This window comes from Arthrobacter sp. 05N428_2, from assembly GCF_056397065.1.
The window spans coordinates 1-20,881 of record NZ_JBFTMR010000013.1; the positions used below are offsets into that span (position 1 = coordinate 1).

The window sequence follows — 20,881 nt, forward strand, 5'->3', positions numbered from 1 at the left end:
AGACCACACCACGGGGTGGCGGATCCGGCAAATTCAACCAATTCAATACAATAAATTGGTATCAACAAACTTGGCACACTATTGAGTTCTCAAACAACAGACACATTCGAATACTTGTCGAAACAATTCACTTGGTAAATTTATTCGCTTCGCTTTTCTTCGCTGCTATGTTCTTAGCTTATTTCATTCATTTCAACTTTGCAAACCCGGTTATTCTTCCGAAATTCACTCTGTAGAACCGAATCCGCCCAGCAAAATGTGAAGCAATTTCGATTTCCAGCGTTTGACGCAGGAAGAATCACTTCATTTTGTTGGGGGTCTGTCGCCACTCAGTGGCGGCGACTCAGAAAACGATACACGCTCCCCCGCGACACCGCAAATCGGCCGAGAAGGAGCGTGCAATGAGCCGCCACAGGCGACCCGCGGGATGGCCCCGCCGGCGGCGCCGGCAGTACGGCGGAATAGCTAAGACGAGCGCCGGCTACGGTCCGGAAACTTCGACCGTCGCCAGGTTCTTCTTGCCGCGGCGCAGCAGCAGGTAGCGCCCGTGCAGAAGCTCCTCCGGTGCGATTACGGCGTCGGGGTCGGAGATTTTGGTGTTGTTCACGTAGGCGCCACCCTCCCCCACGGTGCGCCGGGCGGCCGATTTACTCTCGGAGAGCCCGGTGGCAACGAGCAGATCGATGATGCCGAGGCCGGCACTGTCCACGGTGGCGCTGGGCAGTTCCGCGGTAGCGGCCTGCAGGCTCGACGCGTCCAGGACGGTCAAATCCCCGCCGCCAAACACCGCGGCCGAGGCCGCAATGACCTTCTCGGTGGCCTCCACGCCGTGCACCAGCGAGGTGACCTCGTAAGCGAGTTTCCGCTGGCCTTCACGGGCAAACGGCCGTTCGGCGACCGAGGCTTCGAGGGCTTCGATCTCGGCGCGGCTGAGGAAGGTGAACACCTTGAGCCGGGCTGCGACGTCGGCGTCGGTGGTGTTGAGCCAGAACTGGTAGAACGCGTACGGGCTGCACATGTCGGCGTCCAGCCAGATGGCGTTGCCCTCACTCTTGCCGAACTTGGTGCCGTCCGAGTTGGTGATCAGCGGCGTGCCCAGGGCGTGAACATGCTTGCCTTCAACCTTGCGGATCAGGTCGGTGCCGCTGGTGAGGTTGCCCCACTGGTCGGAACCGCCGGTTTGCAGCACACAGCCGTAGTCGCGGAACAGTTGCAGGTAGTCCATGCCCTGCAGGATCTGGTAGCTGAACTCCGTGTAGCTGATGCCCTCGTCGGAGTTCAGGCGTGTGGCCACGATGTCCTTTTTGATCATCGTGCCGACGCGGAAGTGCTTTCCGATCCCGCGCAGGAAATCGATGGCGCTCAGCGGCGCGGTCCAATCGAGGTTGTTGACCATCCGCGCCGCGTTGTCGCCCTCGAAGCTGAGGAACCGCTGGACCTGTCCCTGCAGCCTGCCGACCCATTCCGCCACCGTCTCCGGCGTGTTGAGGACCCGCTCGGCGGTCTGCCGGGGATCACCGATCAGCCCGGTGGAGCCTCCCACCAGGCCCAAAGGCTTGTGCCCGGCGAGCTGCAGCCGACGCATCAGGAGCAACTGCACGAGGTTGCCCAGGTGCAGGCTCGGGGCGGTGGGGTCGAAGCCGCAGTAGTACGTTGCGGGGTCGCCGGCGAGTAGTCTCTCCAGCTCTGCCTCGTCGGTGGAAACGTGCACGAGGCCGCGCCACTTTAGCTCCTGCCAAATGTTGGCGAAGCTGGGGTCGTTCTGCTGGGACTGAAGATCATTTAGCTGGGACACGGAATCTAAGTTAGCAGGATCGGCGCGGCCGGACGGCCTATTCTTCGATGCCCGCCGGCACGCCGGCGGCCGCGATGAGGCGCAGGCGCTGGGTGGGCCGGGTCATCGCCACGTATAGGTCCCCCACCCTGCCGTGCTCATGGTTCAGCATCGCCGACGGCTCCAGCACCACGACGCCGTCGAACTCCAGCCCCTTGGCCTCGCGGGGGCTGATCACGACGATGTCCTGTTCGTAGCTGCCGGCACCGGTGCCGACGCGGCGGCCGTAGGCGCCCCGCAGCGCGGCGGTGGCCTCCGGCAGCAGCGCGCCGTCGGCGATCACCGCCAGCAGGCCGCCTTCGAGCAGGTCCAGTTCCTCGGGGATGATCGCAAGGAGCCTGTCGACGATCGCGCCGGGCTCGACGCGGTCGATCACCGGCGACCAGCGGCCCTCGCGGACCGCCTTGGGCGCGGAGACGACGAGTCCGGCGGCGTTGGCCATCCGGGCGGCCGCCTCGGCGATCTGTGACGGGGTGCGGTAATTGACGGTGAGCTCTTCGAGCTGCCAGCGGTCCCCGAACATCGGAGCCAGGGCGCTCTGCCAGGATTTCGCGCCGGCCACCGAGCTGGTCTGGGCGATGTCGCCGACGATCGTGAAGGACTTCAGCGGGCAGCGGCGCACCAGCAGCCGCCATTGCATCGGTGAGAGTTCCTGTGCCTCGTCCACCACAATGTGCCCGAAAGCCCAGTTGCGGTCGCTCGTGGCACGTTCCGCCGCGGTCAGCCGGGCCTCGCGCTCCTGGTTTTGGTCCACCAGTTCCTCGGCGGAGATCAGGACATCCACCCCGGCCGTTTCCATGTTGACCAGGGTCTGCTTGGCGTTGGCGAGGTCCCGGGCGCGGTCGTGCTCCTGCTGGGCCAGTCCCCGGCCGGCGGCTGGATCCAGTTCGCCCAGCAGTTCGGCGGCCTCGTCGAGGAGCGGCACGTCGGCTTCGGTCCATGGCGAACCGGCCGGCCGCAGCAGCAGGGCCCGTTCGGCCGGACTCAGGTCCGGGGTGCAGGCCTCCAGGATGGCGGGTTTGCTCAGCAGCTCACCCACCAGCTTTTCCGGCGTCATCGGCATCCAGCACAGGTTCAGGGCCACCCGGACGTCCCTGGCCGAGCGCACGTCCTCGGCGAGGTACGAGCGGTCGGCGTTGTTGCCGATGCTGCCGGCTTCGACCAGCTCGGTCATCTGCTCGGTGAGCTCCCGCAACAGGATCTTGACGAACGAGACCCTCGCCTCGTTGTGCGGCTTGCCGGTGGCACGTGCTTTCTCCCGGGCACGGCGGACCTGGCGCGGTGTCAGCACGAGCTTGCGGCCGTCCACCTCGAGCGTGCGGTTTTCGGCGGGGATCCGCTGCCGGTTGGCGACGGCGTTCGCCACCACCTCGGCCATGTCGAGCCGGCCCTTGAGGGCGGCAACGTCCGAATCGTCTTCGGCGACGGCGTGAATGCCGGGCATCAGGCGCCCCAGGCTGGCCATCACCACGCCGGTCTCGCCCAGGGACGGCAGCACCCGCTCGATGTAGTTCATGAACGACGACGACGGCCCCACCAGCAGGACGCCGGCGGTCTTGAGCCGGTCCCGGTGGGTGTAGAGCAGGTAGGCGGCCCGGTGCAGGGCGACGGCAGTCTTACCGGTGCCGGGACCGCCCTGGACCACGAGGGCGCCGGAGATGGAAGAGCGGATGATCCGGTCCTGCTCGGACTGGATGGTGCCGACGATGTCCGACATCCGGCCGGTGCGCTTAGAATTCAGGGCAGCGAGGAGTGCGCCTTCGCCCTGCAACGATTCGTTGTCGGCCAGCAGGTCGGCGTCGAGCACATCGTCTTCGATCGCCTTGACCTCACGGCCCTGCAGGATCAGGTGGCGGCGGCGGCGCACGCCCTGCCGGTCGAAGGCCGTGGCCTGGTAGAAGTGGCCGGCTTCGGGCGCCCGCCAGTCCACCATCAGGCGTTGCAGGTCCTCGGTGGTGAGGCCGATGCGGCCGATGTACTGGGCATCCCCGGAGTCCAGGTCCAGGCGACCGAACACAAGGCGGTCGTCGACGGCGTCGAGCTGCGCGAGCCGGTCCTCGTAGAGCGCCGCGAAGGCGTCCCGCTCGGAGACGTTTTGCATCGTGCCCACGGCGCCGGCACGGCGGACTTGGGCAAGCTGGGCGCGCTTTTCCGCCCGCAACTCGTCCAGCCGGGCATAAAGTCCGGCTACGTAGTCGCGTTCATGGGCCAAATCAGCGTCGTGCATCGAACGTTCCCCTATCGAAAAAGACAGACCCACCATTCTACAACCTTTTCAGCCGGTCCGCCCGAAACTTGTCAGATTTCTACCAATTTCGGCGGGCCGCGCCTTTTTTCAGGCATTCTACCGAGGCGGCCGCAGGCCTCCAGCCAACGGTCCGGCCACGGTCAAAGCCCACGGTCGGCTACAGGTTCAGCAGCGAGTGGATCCGGTGTCCGTCCAGGGCGGTCCTACCGTTCAGTTCGCCGATTTCCATGACGACGCCGACGCCGGTTACCTCGGCACCGCACCGTTCGAACAGCCGGGCGGCTGCGCCGAGGGTGCCGCCGGTGGCCAGGACGTCGTCGAGGATGAGCACACGGGTGCCCGGTGCCAGGTCTGAGCGGTGCAGCTCCAGCGTGGCGGTGCCGTACTCGAGCGAGTAGTCCTCCGAGATCACCTCGCGGGGCAGCTTGCCGGCCTTGCGCACGGTGACGACGCCGGTGTCCGTCGCATAGGCCGCGGCGGCGGCAAGCAGGAAGCCGCGTGCTTCCACGCCGGCGACGGCGTCGAAGCTGCCCAGGAACGGACCCACCAGCGCGTCGACTACAGCTTTGAAAGCGGCACCGTCGGCGAACACCGGGGTCAGGTCCTTGAAGACGATCCCCGGCTTGGGGTAGTCCAGGACGGTCGCGCAGAGGCTGGTGATCAGCTCGTCCACCGGGGTTGCATTGCTCGTCTGGGTAAGGTGCTGCTCGCTTTGTTTCACCCGTCAATCTTACTGGCTGGTAGAAAACCGCCGCCCGGGTCGCAGCAGCCTGCCTACCGGCCGGCAGCCCGCCCTGCTTCCTCGTCCGCCGCTTCCGGGGCCCGCAGGAGGCCGTTGGCGAAGCCGTATCTGACCAGGTCCAACGCCTTTTCGAGTGCACGCTCCGCGTCAAACCGCCTGGCCGCGGCCGCACCCAGGCGGGCATAGTCGGTTGCCCAGCCGGAGCGGTGGAACCGGTCAGCGTCGCCGTGCAGGAGCCGCCCGTAGAGGACGTCCTCGAAGCGGTCGGAACCGTCGTCCGGCGCCGGTCCCACAGGCTGACGGCCCTGGACCATCTCCTCGGTGAACAGCTCAACCACTTGTTGCGTCCCGTCAGCTATGCGGGGGTCGGCCGAGTAGTTACAGAGCCGGAGCGCCCTCACCACCAGCTTGAGCGAAACGTGTTCATCTCGAACGATGAATTTGCGCAGCATCGCGGCCCGGAAAAGCTCGATCCAATGCCTGCGCTCCCCCTCGATGGAGTGCACTGCCTGCTCCGCGTCGGCTTGGAACAGCGCGACCATCCGGAAGTACTCGGCGGCCAGCTGCGCAAAAATCTCAAGCCTCTCGAGTTCGTTGCCCGGTTTACCGCGTTTGCCTTCGCCCATGAGAAGCCATCTTTCCTCCACTGCCGCTGCCAGACCCAGGATTGCCGGCTACGCCGTCCGCACCTTCGCCGCCTTGTATCGGGAGACTGTCGGGTCGCCGGTGATCCAGAAGCGCCACGGGTACTGGTCCGTACCACCGGCGCCGGAGACGCCCACCCTAGGCCCGGAACTGATTTCCGATGCCGGTTCGTCCGGGAGCTCAAGCCTGAACGGCTGGCCCAACACGTCGCGGCCGCTGTCCGCCGTCGTCAGGCCCAGGGCGGTAGCGAAACGGGCGGGGCCGCTGGCCAGGTCCTTGGGGGCTTTCGACGTCGGCCGCCGCGCGAGCGCCAGCACCTCTCCGGCCACCACTTTGCCGGCGCGCAGCAGGACGGCGGAGGCGACCCCCTCGGGGCCGCAGACGATGTTGGCGCAGTGGTGCATGCCGTAGGTGAAGTACACGTACAGGTGCCCCGCTGGCCCGAACATCGGGGCGTTTCGCCGGGTCTGGCCGCGGAAAGTGTGCGAGCCGGGATCCGGGTGCAGCGAGTCTCCCGGCCCCAGGTAAGCTTCCACCTCGGTGATCCGGACCGCGACCGTCCCGCCGTGGCTTTCGTGCGTGAGCACGGCGCCGAGCAGCAGCGGGGCCACGGTGCGGGCGTCGGCGGCGAGCAAGCCGCGCACGGCATCGGGCGTGCGGCGTGAATCCATCCTCCGACTTTAACAAATCCCGCAACGGCCCCCGCGTCCCACCCCTCCACGGCGGTGTCCGATTTCCGCTAGCGGCCGGCCGCCGGAAGCTGGCAGGATGGAGCCATGGACTTTTGGCAGCGCTACCGGGCAATCGATGCCCGGGATACCCGTTTCGACGGGCAGTTCTACACCGCTGTCCGCACCACCGGCATCTATTGCCGGCCCTCCTGCCCGGCCCGGACCCCCAAAGCCGGCAACGTCACCTTCTATGAAACATCCGCCGCCGCGCACGACGCGGGCTACCGGGCATGCAAACGCTGCCTGCCCGAAGCCGTGCCGGGCACCCCGGCATGGAATGTCCGCTCGGACATCGCGGGCCGGGCCATGCGGCTGATCAACGACGGCGTCATCAACCGCGACGGCGTGGAAGGGCTCGCGGCCCGGCTGGGCTACTCCTCCCGCCAGCTCAACCGCATCCTCAGCCACGAACTCGGCGCCGGTCCGCTCTCGCTGGCGCGGGCCAGCCGCGCCCAGACCGCGCGGACACTGCTGGTGTCCACCTCCATGAAGGCCGCCGACGTCGCGTTCGCTGCGGGTTTCAGCAGCGTCCGACAGTTCAACGAGACCATCGCCGAAGTCTTTGCCATGACCCCCTCCGCGCTGCGGGCCACGGCCCGGCACCAGCACGCACCGCCCCGGACCGCCGTGTCCGCCACGGCCCTGACGCTGAACCTGCCCTACCGGGAGCCGTTTGACCCGGGCGTGTTTGATTTCCTGGCGGTCCGCGCTATCCCGGGGATCGAGGAGGGAACCTCCGCCTCCTACGCCCGGACCCTGCGGCTGGCCCACGGAGACGCCCGCTTCCGGGTGGACTACGACGCCGGGACGCCGGGGCGGGAAATGACGCTGACGATCGGAGCCGTTGACCTGCGGGACCTGGCGTCGCTGCTCAGCCGGGTGCGCCGCCTGCTGGACCTTGACGCCGATCCGGTCGCCATCGATGCTTCACTCGGGGACGATCCCCGGCTGGCGGCCAGCGTTGCCGCCGCACCGGGGATGCGGATGCCTGGCGCGGTGGACCCGCAAGAGTTGCTGATCCGTGCCATGGTCGGCCAGCAGATCACCGTGGCGGCGGCGCGGACGGCCCTGGTTCAGCTGTCCGAGTCCGGGAGTGACAGCCTGGTACCGGCGAACGGTTTGCAGCGGATCTTCCCGACGGCGGCCGAGATCGCGGATGCCGGGTACCGGTTGCTCCGCGGGCCGCAGCGCCGGATCGACTCCATCCGCGGTGCGGCCGCGGCGATGGCCGCCGGCGGCCTGGATTTCGGCTACGGCGATGACCTGGCCGGGTTGCAGGCCAAACTCCTGCCGCTACCCGGCGTCGGTCCCTGGACCGTGGGATACCTCGCGATGCGCGTGATCGGCGCCCCGGATGTGTTCCTGGCCAACGACGCCGCGGTCCGCAACGGCATCCGTGCACTGGCGCAGCCTCCGGTTGCTGCGGCAGAACCCGCGGACGCCGGCGTGCCCGGCTTGCTCTCTCCCGATTTTCGGGAGGTCAGCCCTTGGCGCTCCTACGCCACCATGCACCTCTGGCGCGCGGCCGCACAGGCAGCGGCCCGCACCAGGAAGAGACTCCCGAAGAAAGTGACGCCATGAAAGCGCAACTCCTGACCATGTCCACCCCGGATGGCCCGTTTACCATCATTGCCCGGGACGGCGCCGTGCTGGCCTCCGGCTGGACGGCCGTGCCCGGCGAGCTCACCGGACAGATCCACCCGGAGCTGCTGCCCGGCGGGTACGAACCGGTCGCGGACCTCGGCGGCATCTCCGCCGCCGTCGAGAAGTTCTATGCGGGCGACCCTGGCGCCGCCGTGGAGGTGCCGGTCCTGCAGAAATCCGGCCCCTTCCGCAGCCATGCCTGGGACATGCTCCGCACCGTGGCACCAGGGCATCCGGTGACCTACACCGAATACGCGGAACTTTCCGGCAACGCCAAGGCCGTCCGGGCGGCGGCCAGCGCCTGCGCCTTCAACGCGGCCGCGCTGTTCGTGCCGTGCCACCGTGTGATCCGCACCGACGGGAGCCTGGGCGGCTTCCGTTGGGGACTAACCATCAAGGAAAGCCTGCTGGACCGCGAACGCCAGCTCGCTCTGGCCGTGCAGGCCTAGTTCGTCCCGGGCCTGGTTTTTCGCGGGCCTAATTGGAAACGGGTACGCCCGCTGGCCACGGCAGCAGTGCGGGCAGTTCGACGCCGTCGGCCGCGGCTGTTGCACGCAGGCTCCCCAGGGTGGGGGTGCGCCCGGCCAGCCAGGCCGCGATGTCGGTCAGCATGCCGTTGATCACGGTCGAGCGACCGCCCGCGGCACCGATCGCGACGGGCGGCAGGCCGAGGGGCTGGAGCACGAACCGCGCCCCCTCGGGCACCCGCGCGGAGAGGAAATCGAAGAGGTGCTCGCAGAACGGCCGGCTCCAGGTTTCCGGGCCGCGGCCGGTGCCCAGGTCCGTGGCGTGGATGGTCAGTTCGCGCCACAGCGCCAGGCCGCCGTCGAACACGACGCCGCCGCGGTAGCTGATCGGCTTCTGCCAGCCTGCCGCGTCCAGCGCGCCGAAGGCCTTGAGCGCACGGTCCAAGGCGGCGGCCACGGCCGCGCGATGCTGCTCAACGCTGTGGCCGGCCGCTAGTTCGATGGCGCGGTTGCGCCCCTCGAAGCCGCCATCGTAGAGCTCGACGGTCTCGCCGCGGACGGCATACTCGAGCTGGCGGGCCATCGCGTTGCCGATTCCGGCCAGGTGGGCCAGGACGTGGCCGCGGGTCCAGCCGGGAAGTTCCGACGCGGCAGCGACGTCCTGCTCGGTCAGTGTCGCGGTGATCCCGCTCACGACGTCGGCGGCTCGTCGGAGCTCGGCCAGCAAGTTCTCAGGGGTGATTGAGGTCATGCCGCCCATCCTAACGGAGCGGCCCGAGGGCCCGGATCAACCGGGCTGGGCGGTTCGGTTCGGGCCGTAGCGGTGCCGGATGTGCCGCCGGTCGTGCCGGGCCTGCCAGAATTCGAGCTCCCGGGGTCGAATGGCGTAGAGCTGCCAGCCGGGGTTCGGGCTCCCGTCGGCGTCCGGCCGGGCATCCCAGTCGGCGGCGGAGGCCTCCGCGGAGAGTTCCACGACGTCGCCGGCCACGCGGACCTGGCGTCCCAGCTGCGGCCAGAAGAAATTCAGCGCCGCGTGCGGGTTGGAGCTGAGTTCCCGGCCCTTGCGCGAGCCCCGGGACGTGGCGAAGTGCCAGCCGTCGTCGTCGATGTCCTTGAGGATCAGCATCCGCGAGGAGGGCCGTCCGAGGTTGTCCGCCGTGGCCAGGCTGCAGGCGTTCGGCTGCAGCACCCCGGCGTCCAGGGCTTCGGCGAGCCACTGCCGGAACAATTCGGCCGGGTCTGCTGGAGCTGCGGCCGGGTCGAAATCCGGCAGGTGCTCGGGGAAGTCGGGCAGGGCCCGCAGCATCCGGCGGAAGGATTCGCCCATGCCGCCATGCTAGCGGGAGTATTCCGCGGCAAAGGCCGAACGCTCCCTCACCTTTGGCAGGAAATCCGCCGACGCTCCCGCAGACAGTGCGGGAGCGTCGGCAGAAATGCGGCAGGACGTGAGGGAGCGTCTGGTGCTAGCCGGCGTACCCGCGGACGCCGTCGAGCTCCGCCTCGAGTGCCAGCAGCTGGCGCTCGACGGCGGCCGGCGCGGTCCCGCCCTGCGAGTTCCGGCTGTTCAGCGAGCCCTCGGTGGACAGGACCGAGCGGACCTCCGGCGTCAAGTGCTCCGAGATGGCCGCGTACTCCTCATCCGTCAGGTCCCAGAGTTCGACGTCGCGGCTTTCGGCCTGCTTCACCGCAGCACCGGAGAGCTCATGCGCTTCGCGGAACGGAACGCCCTGCCGGACCAGCCATTCGGCGATGTCCGTGGCCAGCGCGAAGCCCTGCGGCGCCAGCGATTCCATCCGTTCGGTGTTGAACTTCAGGGTCGCAATCATGCCGGAAACGGCCGGAAGCAGCACTTCCAGCGTGTCGGCGGCGTCGAAGACCGGTTCCTTGTCCTCCTGCAGGTCCCGGTTGTACGCGAGCGGCAGGCCCTTGAGGGTGGCAAGCAGCCCGGTCAGGTCGCCGATCAGCCGGCCGGCCTTGCCGCGGGCCAGCTCGGCCACGTCCGGGTTCTTCTTCTGCGGCATGATCGAGGAGCCGGTGGAGTAGGAGTCGTGCAGGGTCACGAAGGAGAACTCCTTGGTGGCCCACAAGATGACCTCCTCCGACACCCGGGACAGGTCCACGCCGATCATGGCCGACACCCAGGCGAACTCGGCAAAGACGTCGCGGGAGGCGGTGCCGTCGATGGAGTTGTGCGTCRCGGAGTTGAAGCCGAGATCCGCCGCGACGGCCTCCGGGTCCAGGCCCAGCGACGATCCGGCGAGGGCGCCGGAACCGTAAGGCGAGACCCCCGCGCGCTTGTCCCAGTCCTGGAACCGCTGCACATCGCGCAGCAGCGCCCAGGCGTGGGCCAGCAGGTGGTGGCTGAGCAGCACCGGCTGGGCGTGCTGGAGGTGCGTGCGCCCCGGCATGGCCACCCCCTGGTGCGCCTTGGCCTGGCCGACCAGCGCGTCGATCGTGGCGAGGACGCCGCGGGCGATGATCCGGGCGTGGTCGCGGAGGAACATCCGGCCGAGGGTGGCCACCTGGTCGTTGCGGGACCGGCCGGCGCGGAGCTTGCCGCCCAGCTGGGTGCCGGCGCGCTCGATCAGGCCGCGCTCCAGCGAACCGTGCACGTCCTCGTCCGACTCCGCAGGGAGGTAGGCGCCGGAGGCGACGTCCTCGTCCAACTGCGTCAACGCGGCAAGCATGCCGGTCAGTTCGGCGTCGTCCAGCAGCCCGGCCTTGTGCAGCACGCGGGCGTGCGCCTGGGACCCGGCAATGTCGTAGCGGGCCAGCCGCCAGTCAAAATGCGTGGACTTGCTCAGCGCCGCGAGGGCGTCCGCGGGGCCGCCGGCGAACCGGCCGCCCCAGAGCGCGCCGGTGTTGGTGGCTTCAGCCTTTTGATCAGCCACGCGGGCTACTTTCCTGCGACGCGGATGTCGCGGCCGGAGGCAACCTTGGCGGACATGCCCCACAGCTCGATGAAGCCGCGCGCCATCGACTGGTCGAACGTGTCGCCGGTGTCGTACGTGGCGAGGTCGAAATCGTAGAGCGAGGTCTCGGAGCGGCGCCCGTTGACGATCGCCTGGCCGCCGTGCAGGACCATGCGGATGTCGCCGGAGACGTAGCGCTGGGTGTCTTCGATGAAGGCGTCCAGGGAGCGCTTGAGCGGGGAGAACCACTGGCCGTCGTAGACCAGCTCGGCCCAGCGCTGGCCCACGGTCGCCTTGAAGCGGGCCTGCTCGCGCTCGATCGTGATGTCCTCGAGGTGCTTGTGCGCGGTGATCAGCGCCATCGCGCCGGGGGCCTCGTAGATTTCGCGGGACTTGATGCCGACCAGGCGGTCCTCGACGACGTCGATCCGGCCCACGCCCTGGGCGCCGGCGCGGCGGTTCAGTTCCTTGATGGCCTGCAGCGGGGTGACCTTGACGCCGTCGATCGCGACCGGCACACCCGCTTCGAAGGAGATGGTGACCTCATCCGGGGCCGGCGGGAATTCCGGCGTGGCGGTGTAGTCGTAGATGTCCTTGGTGGGCGCGTTCCAGATGTCCTCGAGGTAGCCGGTTTCGACGGCGCGGCCCCAGACGTTCTGGTCGATCGAGTACGGGTTCTTTTTGGTGGTCTCGATCGGCAGTCCCTTTTCCTCGGCGAAGGCGATGGCCTTGTCGCGGGTCAGGGCGAGGTCACGGACCGGTGCGATGCACTTCAGGTCCGGACCGAGAGTCTGGATGCCGACCTCGAAGCGGACCTGGTCGTTGCCCTTGCCGGTGCAGCCGTGGGCGACGGTGGTGGCGCCGAATTCACGGGCGGCCTTGACCAGGTGCTTGACGATCACCGGGCGGGAGATCGCGGAAACCAGCGGGTAGTGGCCCTGGTAGAGGGCGTTCGCCTTCAGCGTGGGCACGCAGTACTCGTTGGCGAACTCGTCGGACGCGTCGGCCACATAGGCCTCGACGGCGCCGCAGCCGAGGGCGCGCTGCCGGATGGTCTCCAGCGACTCACCGCCCTGTCCGACGTCGACTGCCACGGCGATGACCTCGGCGCCGGTCGCTTCACCGATCCAGCCGATGGCTACGGAAGTATCCAGGCCACCGGAGTAGGCCAGCACAATACGCTCAGTCACTTCAAATGCTCCTTAGTTGTTGGGTTCTTGGGGTCTCTGGTGCAAGTTCTCTGCTGAAAGTTCACTGCTGAAAGTTCACTGCTGAAAGTTCACTGGCCGGCTTCCTCGGCCAGTTGCAGGAAGCGGGCGGCGACGGCGGCGCCGCCGGCCGGGTCGCGGGTGACCAGCAGCACGGTGTCGTCCCCGGCGATGGTGCCCAGGATCGAGGGCATCACCGAGTGGTCGATCGCGAGGGCCAGGAAGTTCGCTGCGCCCGGCGGAGTGCGCAGCACCACGAGGTTCGCGGACGCCTCGGCCGTGACCAGCAGTTCCCCGCAGAGCCGTGCCAGCCGGGCATCGAGGATCTCCTGGGTCACGCCGCTCTTGGCCCCCCGTTCGCCGCCCTCCCCCGGCACGGCGTACACGAGTACCCCGTCCTTGCCGCGGACCCGGACGGCGCCGAGCTCGACGAGGTCGCGGGAGAGCGTGGCCTGGGTGACCTGCACGCCGTCGTCCGCGAGCAGGGCGGCCAGTTCGGCCTGCGAACGGACGGACTCGCCGGTCAGGATCGCGGTGATCCGCGCCTGCCGTGCCGTCTTGGTGGCCGGGCTGGCCCCCTGGGCGGCGGGCTGGACGGACACTATCCGAGTCCTTCAACCACGGCCAGGCCAGAACGGTGCATCAGCCACGCCATCAGGGCTTTCTGGGCGTGCAGCCGGTTCTCGGCCTCGTCCCAGACCACTGACTGCGGTCCGTCGATCACGCCGGCGGAAATTTCGTAGCCACGGTACGCCGGGAGGCAGTGCAGCACGACGGCGTCCGGGGCGGCGAGTTTCATGGCGTCCTCGTCCACGGAATAGTTGCGGAACAGGTTCATCCGCGCCGCCTTTTCGTCTTCCTGGCCCATCGAGACCCAGGTGTCGGTGGCGACGACGTCGGCGCCGAGGAGGGCCTCGGCAGCGTCGACGGTGACCAGCACCGAACCGCCGGTCTGGGCGGCGCGCTCCTCCGCCGCGGCGACGATCTCCGGGGACGGCAGGTAGCCGTCGGGGCCGGCGATGCGTACGTTCATGCCTGCCGTCACCCCGGCCAGCAGGTAGGAGTTGGCCATGTTGTTGGCAGCGTCGCCGAGGTAGCTCATGGTGAGGCCCGCGAGGGCGCCCTTGTGCTCCTTGATGGTCAGCAGGTCGGCCAGGAGCTGGCAGGGGTGGTAGTCATCGCACAGGGCATTGATCACCGGCACGCCCGAGTTTTCGGCCATCGCGACCAGGCCGGCGTGGGCACCGGTCCGCCACACGATGGTGGACACCATGCGTTCGAGCACCTTGGCGGTGTCCTCGATGGACTCCTTGTGGCCGATCTGGGCCTCGCCAGGGTTAATGATGAGCGCGTTGCCGCCCATGTCAGCGATGCCGGTGGCGAAGGAAACCCGGGTGCGGGTGGAGGTCTTGTCGAAGATGACGGCAACGGTCTTGCGGCCGCTGCCCGCGGCGGCAAAGGGCTGGACGCTGTACGGGGCGGCCTTCATCCGGCCCGCGAGCTCCAGCACCTCGGCCTGCTCGGCCGGGGTGAGGTCCGTGTCCTTGAGGAAGTGGCGGGTTGTCACAGGTGCGGTCACTGGGCGTCCTTTGCGGTCTGGAGGAGTGCCGGCAGCGCGGCGAGGAAGCGGTCGGCCTGGTCCGTGGTCAGGATCAGTGGCGGCGCGAGCCGGATGGTGTGCGGGCCGGGGCTGTTGACGATGAACCCGGCATCGAGTCCCGCGGCCACGACGGCTGGGGCGACGTCGGCGTCGAGGTCAAAGCCGATCAGCAGGCCTTCGCCGCGGACCTCGGTGACGCCGTCGATCCCGGCGAGGCCGGAGCGCAGATGCTCCCCCACCTCCCGGACGTGGGCAAGCACGTGCTGGTTTTCCAGCACGTGCAGGGTAGCCAGGGCGGCCGCGGTGGCCACCGGGTTGCCGCCGAACGTCGTGCCGTGCTGGCCGGCGGAGAGCAGCGCGGACACCTCCGGACCGTAGGTGATGAGGGCGCCGATCGGGAAGCCGCCACCCAGGCCCTTGGCCAGGGTGACGGCGTCGGGGACGATCCCGGCGTCTTCGCTGGCCAGCCACTTGCCGGTCCGGCCGATGCCGGTCTGGACCTCGTCCAGGATCAGCAGGGCACCGGCGGCGCTGGTGGCTTCGCGGGCCGCCCGCAGGTAGCCGGCGGGCAGCGGCCGGACGCCCGCCTCGCCCTGGATCGGTTCGAGGAAGACGGCGGCGGTGGTGTCGTCAATCGCGGCGCGGAGCGCCTCGATGTCGCCGAAGGGGACGTGCACGACGCCGCCGGGCAACGGCGCGAACGGCGCCCGGTAGGCCTCTTTGGAGGTCAGCGCCAGGGCACCCATGGTGCGGCCGTGGAAGGCGCCGTCGAGGGCGATGATCTTGGTGCGCGGCTTCGCTGTGTTGTTGGGGCTGGAACCACCGTTGCGCCGGGCCAGTTTGAAGGCGGCCTCGACGGCTTCGGTACCGGAGTTGGCGAAGAACACCCTGGACCCGGCCGGGGCGAGGCCAAGGTCCAGCAGTTTCTCGGCCAGGGCGACCTGGGTGGGGCTGGTGAAGAAGTTGGAGACGTGGCCCAGGGTGGCCAGCTGGCTGGAGATCACCGACGTGACGAAGGGGTGGGCATGGCCCAGCGCGTTCACCGCGATCCCGCCGAGCAGGTCCAGGTACTCCTTGCCGTCGGCGTCCCAGACGAGGCAGCCGGCGCCGCGAACCAGCACGCGCTGCGGGGTGCCGAAGACGCCGAGCAGCGAGGCGGAGTAGCGGGACAGCCACTGCGCGCCGGTGGCGTGGCCGTGCGGCTCCACGATTTCGGTCAGTTCGGGTGACGCTTCAATCTGGCTCATTTGTTTTCCTCATCCGGGACCACCTGAGTGCCGATGCCTGCGGTGGTGAAAGTTTCCAGCAGCATCGAGTGCGGCAGCCGGCCGTCCACAATGTGCGCGCGTTCCACGCCGCCGTCGACGGCTTTGAGGCACGCTTCCATCTTGGGGATCATGCCCGATTCCAGGCCCGGCAGCAGTTCGCGCAGCTCCGAGGCGGTGAGCGAGGAGATCAGCGAGGAGCGGTCCGGCCAGTTGGCGTAGAGGCCTTCGACGTCGGTCAGGATCACGAGTTTGGAGGCGCCGAGGGCTTCGGCGAGGGCCGCGGCGGCCGTGTCCGCGTTGACGTTGAGCACCTGGCCGGTGGTTTGCGCCTGTTTAGCCCCGGGATCGCCGCTGCCGTCGTCCTCGATTTCGGGGGCGACGGTCGAAATCACGGGGATCCGGCCGGCCGCGACGATGTCCAGGATGCCGTCCGGGTTCACCCCGACGACTTCGCCGACCAGGCCCAGGTCCACTTGTTCGCCGTCTACGACGGTGCCGGTGCGCACAGCGCGCAGCAGGCCGCCGTCTTCGCCGGACATTCCGACGGCGTAGGGGCCGTGCGAGTTGATCAGACCGACCAGTTCGCGGCCCACTTGGCCGGTCAGGACCATCCGGACCACGTCCATGGCCTCCGGGGTGGTGACGCGCAGGCCGCCCTTGAACTCGGATTCGATGCCGAGCCGGCCGAGCATGGCGTTGATCTGCGGGCCGCCGCCGTGAACCACCACGGGGTGGATGCCGACGTGGTGCAGGAAGACGACATCTTCGGCGAAGGCGCGGCGGAGCTCGTCGTTGACCATGGCGTTGCCGCCGTACTTGATCACCATGGTGGTTCCGGCGAAGCGTTGGATCCAGGGCAGCGCCTCGATCAGCGTGCCGGCCTTGTCCTGGGCGTCGGACATGGAGGTGGTCTCGCGGGTCTGCGTGTTCATGGGCGTTCGTCCTTCCCTTCGTCCCTACTGTTCGTCCCTCTGGTCGTCCCTTGCGGGGGATCAGCTGGAGTAGGCGCTGTTTTCCTGGACGTAGTCGTGGGTGAGGTCGTTGGTCCAGATCGTGGCCTCGGCCGCGCCGGCCTGCAGGTCGATCTCGACGCGGACGTCGCGCGGCTCGAGGTCCACCAGGCTGCGGTCCTCGCCGATGCTGCCGTTGCGGCAGATCTGCACGCCGTTCATCGAGACGTTCAGCTGGTCCGGGTCGAAGGCCGCGTCGGTGGTGCCGACGGCGGACAGCACGCGGCCCCAGTTCGGGTCCTTGCCAAAAATGGCCGCCTTGAAGAGGTTTGAGCGTGCCACGGCGCGGCTGACCAGTTCGGCGTCCTTTTCGCTCGCGGCGTTGAAGGTGCGGATGGCGATGTCGTGGCTGGCGCCCTCGGCGTCGCCAATCAGTTTGCGGGCGAGCTCAGCGCAGACCTGGGTCAGGCCCTTGCCAAACTCGACTGCTGACGGCACAGAACCTGAGGCGCCGGAGGCGAGCAGGACCACGGTGTCGTTGGTGGACATGCAGCCGTCCGAGTCCGCCCGGTCGAAGGTGACGCGGGTGGCGTCCCGGAGCACGACGTCGAGCAGTTCGGGCTGTACCTCCGCGTCGGTGGTCAGGACCACCAGCATGGTGGCCAGGCCCGGGGCGAGCATCCCGGCGCCCTTGGCCATGCCGCCGATGGTGAATCCGGCGCCTTGGGCGTCGGTGCCGGTGAAGACCGCCTGCTTGGAGACCGTGTCCGTGGTCATGATCGCGGTGGCCGCCGCCGGCCCGCCGTCGTCCGCCAGGGCAGCCGTGACGGATCCGATCCCGGCGAGGATCTTGTCCATCGGCAGCTGTTCGCCGATCAGGCCAGTGGAGCAGACGACGACGTCCGTCGCCGAGACGCCGAGCGCCTCGGCCGTCTTTTCCGCCGTGGTGTGGGTGTTCTGGAAGCCCTGCGGCCCGGTGCAGGCGTTGGCGCCCCCGGAGTTCAGGACGACGGCGTCGACCCGGCCGTCCTTGATGACTTCGCGGGACCAGCGCACCGGCGCCGCGGCCACCCGGTTGGATGTGAACACGGCGGCAGCCGCTTTGGCGGGCCCGTCGTTGACTACGAGGGCAAGGTCCGGGTTGCCGGAGGCCTTGAGGCCGGCCTTGACCCCGGCGGCGCGGAATCCTTTGGGGGCGGTGATGCTCACGGTGCGACTCCCTGGAGTTCGAGGCCGGCATTTTCCGCCAGGCCGAGGGCAATGTTCATGGACTGCACGGCGCCGCCGGCGGTCCCCTTGGTGAGGTTGTCGATGGCGCACGTGACGACGACGCGGCCGGTGTGCGCATCGAGGGCCAACTGCATCACGGCATGGTTGGAGCCCTGCACGGATTTGGTGGCGGGCCACTGGCCTTCCGGCAGCAGGTGGACGAAGGGTTCTTCGTCGTATGCCTCGGACCAAGCGGCGCGCAGTTCCTCAGCCGTGACACCGGCGCGCACCTTGGCAGTGGCCGTGGTGAGGATGCCGCGGCTCATCGGCGCGAGGGTGGGCGTGAAGGACACGGTGACCGGAGCCCCGAGCGCCTTCGACAACCCCTGTTCGATCTCCGGGGTGTGCCGGTGTCCGCCGCCCACGCCGTAGGGACTCATCGACCCCATCACCTCGGAGCCGATCAGGTTCACCTTCGCGGCCTTGCCCGCCCCGGAGGTGCCGGAGGCCGAGACGATTACGACGTCGTCGGCCTGGAGCAGGTGGTTACTGAACCCCGGTGTCAGGGCCAGCAGGGCCGACGTCGGGTAGCAGCCGGGGACGGCGATGCGGGTGGCGCCGCGAAGCGCCTCGCGCTGGCCGGGCAGCTCCGGCAGGCCGTAGGGCCAGGTGCCGGCATGGGGTGAGCCGTAGAACTTCTCCCAGGCCGCCGGGTCCGCCAGCCGGTGGTCCGCACCGGCGTCGATCACGAGCGTCCCGGCGGGCAGCTGCGCGGCGATCTCCGCGGAGGCCCCGTGCGGCAGGGCGAGGAACACGACGTCGTGCCCGGCGAGGTTCTCCACCGTGGTGTCCTCGAGAATCCGGTCCGCCAAGCCATGGAGGTGTGGCTGCAATTCCCCTAGTCTGGAACCGGCGTTGCTGTGAGCCGTGATGGCACCGATAGTGACGTCGGGATGACCCGCCAGGAGCCTGAGGACCTCGCCGCCGGCGTAGCCGCTGGCACCGGAGACGGCAACAGAAATAGTCATAGCCACGAGTATACAGCAAGACTATGCATAGAACCCGATATTTATGCATGCACTGCCCCGCGTCCGGCTCCGCATCGTCCCGAAGCAGTTGCCCGGCGTATGCTTGGTTAAGGGTGATCCAGACCGTGCGGTTGAAAATGTTAGCCGCAGCGTTGCCCGTAACAGTTACGAGGCATGCGTTTCATGACCCCGACCACCACTCTTTCCCCCGCAACGCCGCCGCGCCCGCAGGCGCGGGTCCGGCAGCCCAACGCCGTCGTCCTGAGCTATTCGGAACTACTGAAGAGCGTCAAGGCCGCAGGCCTCCTCGAACGCAGGGTGGGTTTCTACGTCACCCTGTTTTCCGTCCTGCTCCTGCTGATGACCGCCACCTGGTTCGGCTTCGCGCTGATCGGTGACAGCTGGTTCCAGCTCCTGATCGCGGCCGCCCTGGGCATCCTCTGCACCCAGCTGAGCTTCCTGGCCCACGAGGCCGGGCACCGCCAGATCTTTGCCTCCCGCCGGGCCAACGACTGGGCCGCAAGGCTGCTCGCCACTTCGGTGGCCGGCATGAGCTACTCCTGGTGGGAGCAGAAGCACGGCGCCCACCACAACCACCCGAACGTCATTTCCAAGGATCCCGACATTGCGCCCGGGCCCATCGCCTTCCACGCCGAGGCGGTTGCCGACCGGCAGGGTCGGTTCGCGTTCCTCACCCGTAAGCAGGGCTGGTTTTTCTTCCCGCTGCTGTTCCTGGTGGGCCTCGGCCTGCAAATCGATTCGGTCAAGTTCGTCTTCCGCCGCGCCAAGGTCACGCACCGCTGGGTTGAGCTTCCGATCCTGCTGGCGCGCCTGAGCCTGCTGCCGGTCCTCACCTTCACCTTCCTGCCGTGGGGCATGGCGCTGGCCTTCATCGGCGTGCAGCTGGCCGTCTTCGGCTTCTACATGGGCGCCTCGTTCGCGCCGAACCATAAGGGCATGCCGGTGCTCCCCGCGGACAGCCGGGTGGACTTCTTCAGCCGCCAGGTCCTGACCTCCCGCAACATCTCCGGCGGACGTTTCATGGACATCCTCCTGGGCGGCCTCAACCGCCAGGCCGAGCACCATCTTTTTCCGGACATGGCCCGCCCGCAGCTGGACAAGGCAGCGGTGATCGTGCGCGAATTCTGCGCCAAGCACCAGGTCCCGTACACCGAGACCACGCTGCTGCAGTCCTACGGCATCATCGTCCGCTACCTCAACGACGTCGGCCTCGCGGCGGGCCGCCACTTCGAATGCCCCATGGCCACCGTTACGCGCCGTTACTAGCATCACGCCCGGCAACGCTGCGCCGGACGCCTGGGTGTCCCTAGGATGGTCTCAGGGTCCGGGCCAGGAATGATCCTCCCCGGAACGGAGACATTTCAGCAAGGAGTCCCATGACACACGCAATCGTCGCCCGGCAGTCCGGTGGCCCCGAGGTACTCGAACTCGCGGAAGTCGACCGTCCGGTCCCGGGACCGGGGCAGCTGCTCATCAAGGTAGCCGCGGTGGGCGTGAACTTCATTGACACCTACAAGCGCAGCGGCGTCTACAAAGTTTCCTACCCCTTCACCCCCGGGTCCGAAGCCTCCGGATCCGTGGAGGAGCTCGGCGAGGGGGTGACCGGATTCTCGGCCGGGGACCGGGTTGCTACCGCCGAGGGTGTCAGCTGCTACGCCGGGTACGCCCTGGTGGACGCGGACAAGGCGCTGCCGGTACCCGACGGCGTCGACGACTTCACCGCGGCCGCGCTCCCCCTGCAGGGCATCACCGCGCATTACCTGATCAACTCGTCCTTCAAGGTCGAACCGGGCCACACCGTGCTGCTGCACGCCGGCGCGGGCGGCGTCGGCCTGCTCCTGATCCAGTTGCTCAAGGCCAGGGGCGCGCACGTCATCACCACCGTCTCCACCGATGAGAAGGAGGCGCTGGCCCGCGGAGCCGGCGCGGACCATGTGCTGCGCTACGAAGGCTTCGCCGCCAAGGTGCGCGAGTTGACCGACGGCGCCGGTGCCCACGTCGTGTACGACGGCGTCGGCAAGGACACCTTCGACGAATCCCTGTCCGCTTTGCGAATCCGCGGCACCCTGGTCCTGTTTGGCGCCGCCTCCGGCCCGGTTCCGCCGGTCGACCCGCAGCGGCTCAACGCCGGCGGCTCGCTCTACCTGACCCGGCCCACCATCACCCACTTCCTCCGCGACGCGCAGGAACGCCGCTGGCGCTCCGGCGAATTGTTCGCCGCCGTGGCGGACGGCAGACTTAAGGTCCGGATCGGGGCCCGCTACGACCTCGCGGACGCCGCTTCGGCGCACACGGACCTGGAGCAGCGCCGCACCACCGGCAAGGTCATCCTGGTTCCCTGATCGTGCCTGGAAGCGCCGCAATCCCCCGTTCA

The 20,881-nt window shown here is 68.4% G+C and carries 20 protein-coding genes; 5 read left to right on the forward strand and 15 right to left on the reverse strand.

Going from position 1 to position 20,881, the window contains the following annotated elements:
- Positions 1–236, forward strand: a 236-nt coding sequence (locus tag AC1DGI_RS14115) for a hypothetical protein (protein WP_476899290.1), incomplete at its 5' end; no start/stop codon positions are given.
- A gap of 245 nt (positions 237–481) precedes the next feature.
- Here AC1DGI_RS14115 and tyrS read toward each other — a convergent pair.
- The 5 genes from tyrS to AC1DGI_RS14140 form a co-directional block, all read right to left on the reverse strand.
- On the reverse strand, positions 482–1,795 hold the full coding sequence (gene tyrS / locus AC1DGI_RS14120) for a tyrosine--tRNA ligase (protein ID WP_476899291.1): 1,314 nt from the start codon (positions 1,793–1,795) through the stop codon (positions 482–484).
- A gap of 37 nt (positions 1,796–1,832) precedes the next feature.
- Positions 1,833–4,061 (reverse strand): HelD family protein, encoded by a 2,229-nt coding sequence (locus AC1DGI_RS14125; protein ID WP_476899292.1) that lies wholly within the window; start codon positions 4,059–4,061, stop codon positions 1,833–1,835.
- Positions 4,062–4,239: 178 nt separating this feature from the next.
- On the reverse strand, positions 4,240–4,803 hold the full coding sequence (locus AC1DGI_RS14130; RefSeq protein ID WP_476899293.1) for an adenine phosphoribosyltransferase: 564 nt from the start codon (positions 4,801–4,803) through the stop codon (positions 4,240–4,242).
- A 53-nt stretch (positions 4,804–4,856) separates the two neighbouring features.
- Positions 4,857–5,450 carry a hypothetical protein gene (locus AC1DGI_RS14135; protein ID WP_476899294.1) on the reverse strand — a complete coding sequence of 198 codons (594 nt, stop codon included), beginning with the start codon at positions 5,448–5,450 and terminating at the stop codon, positions 4,857–4,859.
- Between the two features lie 48 nt (positions 5,451–5,498).
- Complete coding sequence (locus AC1DGI_RS14140) at positions 5,499–6,140, reverse strand: DNA-3-methyladenine glycosylase (RefSeq protein ID WP_476899295.1); 642 nt, start codon at positions 6,138–6,140, stop codon at positions 5,499–5,501.
- 105 nt (positions 6,141–6,245) lie between these two features.
- Here AC1DGI_RS14140 and AC1DGI_RS14145 point away from each other — a divergent pair, with 105 nt between their 5' ends.
- Positions 6,246–7,781 carry a DNA-3-methyladenine glycosylase 2 family protein gene (locus tag AC1DGI_RS14145; RefSeq protein ID WP_441403135.1) on the forward strand — a complete coding sequence of 512 codons (1,536 nt, stop codon included), beginning with the start codon at positions 6,246–6,248 and terminating at the stop codon, positions 7,779–7,781.
- Positions 7,778–8,293 (forward strand): methylated-DNA--[protein]-cysteine S-methyltransferase, encoded by a 516-nt coding sequence (locus AC1DGI_RS14150; RefSeq protein ID WP_441403136.1) that lies wholly within the window; start codon positions 7,778–7,780, stop codon positions 8,291–8,293. Before AC1DGI_RS14145 ends, AC1DGI_RS14150 begins: the two co-directional genes overlap by 4 nt.
- Positions 8,294–8,321: 28 nt before the next feature.
- Here AC1DGI_RS14150 and AC1DGI_RS14155 read toward each other — a convergent pair whose 3' ends face one another.
- From AC1DGI_RS14155 to argC, 10 genes are all read right to left on the reverse strand, one after another.
- Entirely contained in the window at positions 8,322–9,062 is a 741-nt protein-coding gene (locus AC1DGI_RS14155; RefSeq protein ID WP_476899296.1) for a maleylpyruvate isomerase family mycothiol-dependent enzyme, read from the reverse strand.
- Positions 9,063–9,098: 36 nt separating this feature from the next.
- Positions 9,099–9,638 carry a pyridoxine/pyridoxamine 5'-phosphate oxidase gene (locus AC1DGI_RS14160; protein ID WP_476899297.1) on the reverse strand — a complete coding sequence of 180 codons (540 nt, stop codon included), beginning with the start codon at positions 9,636–9,638 and terminating at the stop codon, positions 9,099–9,101.
- A 136-nt stretch (positions 9,639–9,774) separates the two neighbouring features.
- The gene (argH, locus tag AC1DGI_RS14165) at positions 9,775–11,202 is read right to left on the reverse strand and encodes an argininosuccinate lyase (RefSeq protein ID WP_476899298.1); all 1,428 of its coding nucleotides are present in this window, start codon (positions 11,200–11,202) and stop codon (positions 9,775–9,777) included.
- A 5-nt stretch (positions 11,203–11,207) separates the two neighbouring features.
- The gene (locus AC1DGI_RS14170) at positions 11,208–12,413 is read right to left on the reverse strand and encodes an argininosuccinate synthase (protein WP_091249950.1); all 1,206 of its coding nucleotides are present in this window, start codon (positions 12,411–12,413) and stop codon (positions 11,208–11,210) included.
- Positions 12,414–12,502: 89 nt separating this feature from the next.
- Positions 12,503–13,033 carry an arginine repressor gene (locus tag AC1DGI_RS14175; RefSeq protein WP_138769703.1) on the reverse strand — a complete coding sequence of 177 codons (531 nt, stop codon included), beginning with the start codon at positions 13,031–13,033 and terminating at the stop codon, positions 12,503–12,505.
- Entirely contained in the window at positions 13,033–14,010 is a 978-nt protein-coding gene (gene argF, locus AC1DGI_RS14180; RefSeq protein WP_476899299.1) for an ornithine carbamoyltransferase, read from the reverse strand. Before argF ends, AC1DGI_RS14175 begins: the two co-directional genes overlap by 1 nt.
- Positions 14,007–15,278, reverse strand: a complete 1,272-nt coding sequence (locus AC1DGI_RS14185) for an acetylornithine transaminase (RefSeq protein WP_476899300.1) — start codon at positions 15,276–15,278, stop codon at positions 14,007–14,009. Before AC1DGI_RS14185 ends, argF begins: the two co-directional genes overlap by 4 nt.
- Positions 15,275–16,231: an acetylglutamate kinase gene (gene argB / locus AC1DGI_RS14190; RefSeq protein ID WP_476899301.1), complete on the reverse strand. Its 957-nt coding sequence runs from the start codon at positions 16,229–16,231 to the stop codon at positions 15,275–15,277. The genes AC1DGI_RS14185 and argB overlap by 4 nt, the downstream gene beginning before the upstream one ends.
- A 60-nt stretch (positions 16,232–16,291) precedes the next feature.
- A complete protein-coding gene (gene argJ / locus AC1DGI_RS14195) occupies positions 16,292–17,458 on the reverse strand; it encodes a bifunctional glutamate N-acetyltransferase/amino-acid acetyltransferase ArgJ (RefSeq protein WP_476899302.1) in 1,167 nt (388 codons plus the stop codon).
- On the reverse strand, positions 17,455–18,486 hold the full coding sequence (gene argC / locus AC1DGI_RS14200; protein WP_476899303.1) for an N-acetyl-gamma-glutamyl-phosphate reductase: 1,032 nt from the start codon (positions 18,484–18,486) through the stop codon (positions 17,455–17,457). The genes argJ and argC overlap by 4 nt, the downstream gene beginning before the upstream one ends.
- 183 nt (positions 18,487–18,669) lie before the next feature.
- Here argC and AC1DGI_RS14205 point away from each other — a divergent pair, with 183 nt between their 5' ends.
- The gene (locus tag AC1DGI_RS14205) at positions 18,670–19,773 is read left to right on the forward strand and encodes a fatty acid desaturase family protein (RefSeq protein ID WP_441402181.1); all 1,104 of its coding nucleotides are present in this window, start codon (positions 18,670–18,672) and stop codon (positions 19,771–19,773) included.
- Positions 19,774–19,883: 110 nt separating this feature from the next.
- Positions 19,884–20,849: a quinone oxidoreductase family protein gene (locus tag AC1DGI_RS14210; RefSeq protein WP_476899304.1), complete on the forward strand. Its 966-nt coding sequence runs from the start codon at positions 19,884–19,886 to the stop codon at positions 20,847–20,849.
- Positions 20,850–20,881: the final 32 nt, after the last annotated feature.

Excerpts from the sequence above, each read along its gene's own strand:
- AC1DGI_RS14150 (WP_441403136.1), top strand. The coding sequence starts at position 7,778 with ATGAAAGCGCAACTCCTGACCATGTCCACCCCGGATGGCCCGTTTACC.
- AC1DGI_RS14125 (WP_476899292.1), bottom strand. The coding sequence starts at position 4,061 with ATGCACGACGCTGATTTGGCCCATGAACGCGACTACGTAGCCGGACTT.
- AC1DGI_RS14155 (WP_476899296.1), bottom strand. The coding sequence starts at position 9,062 with ATGACCTCAATCACCCCTGAGAACTTGCTGGCCGAGCTCCGACGAGCC.
- AC1DGI_RS14205 (WP_441402181.1), top strand. The coding sequence starts at position 18,670 with ATGACCCCGACCACCACTCTTTCCCCCGCAACGCCGCCGCGCCCGCAG.
- AC1DGI_RS14160 (WP_476899297.1), bottom strand. The coding sequence starts at position 9,638 with ATGGGCGAATCCTTCCGCCGGATGCTGCGGGCCCTGCCCGACTTCCCC.
- AC1DGI_RS14210 (WP_476899304.1), top strand. The coding sequence starts at position 19,884 with ATGACACACGCAATCGTCGCCCGGCAGTCCGGTGGCCCCGAGGTACTC.
- AC1DGI_RS14145 (WP_441403135.1), top strand. The coding sequence starts at position 6,246 with ATGGACTTTTGGCAGCGCTACCGGGCAATCGATGCCCGGGATACCCGT.
- AC1DGI_RS14135 (WP_476899294.1), bottom strand. The coding sequence starts at position 5,450 with ATGGGCGAAGGCAAACGCGGTAAACCGGGCAACGAACTCGAGAGGCTT.
- AC1DGI_RS14185 (WP_476899300.1), bottom strand. The coding sequence starts at position 15,278 with ATGAGCCAGATTGAAGCGTCACCCGAACTGACCGAAATCGTGGAGCCG.
- argC (WP_476899303.1), bottom strand. The coding sequence starts at position 18,486 with ATGACTATTTCTGTTGCCGTCTCCGGTGCCAGCGGCTACGCCGGCGGC.
- argB (WP_476899301.1), bottom strand. The coding sequence starts at position 16,231 with ATGAACACGCAGACCCGCGAGACCACCTCCATGTCCGACGCCCAGGAC.
- AC1DGI_RS14140 (WP_476899295.1), bottom strand. The coding sequence starts at position 6,140 with ATGGATTCACGCCGCACGCCCGATGCCGTGCGCGGCTTGCTCGCCGCC.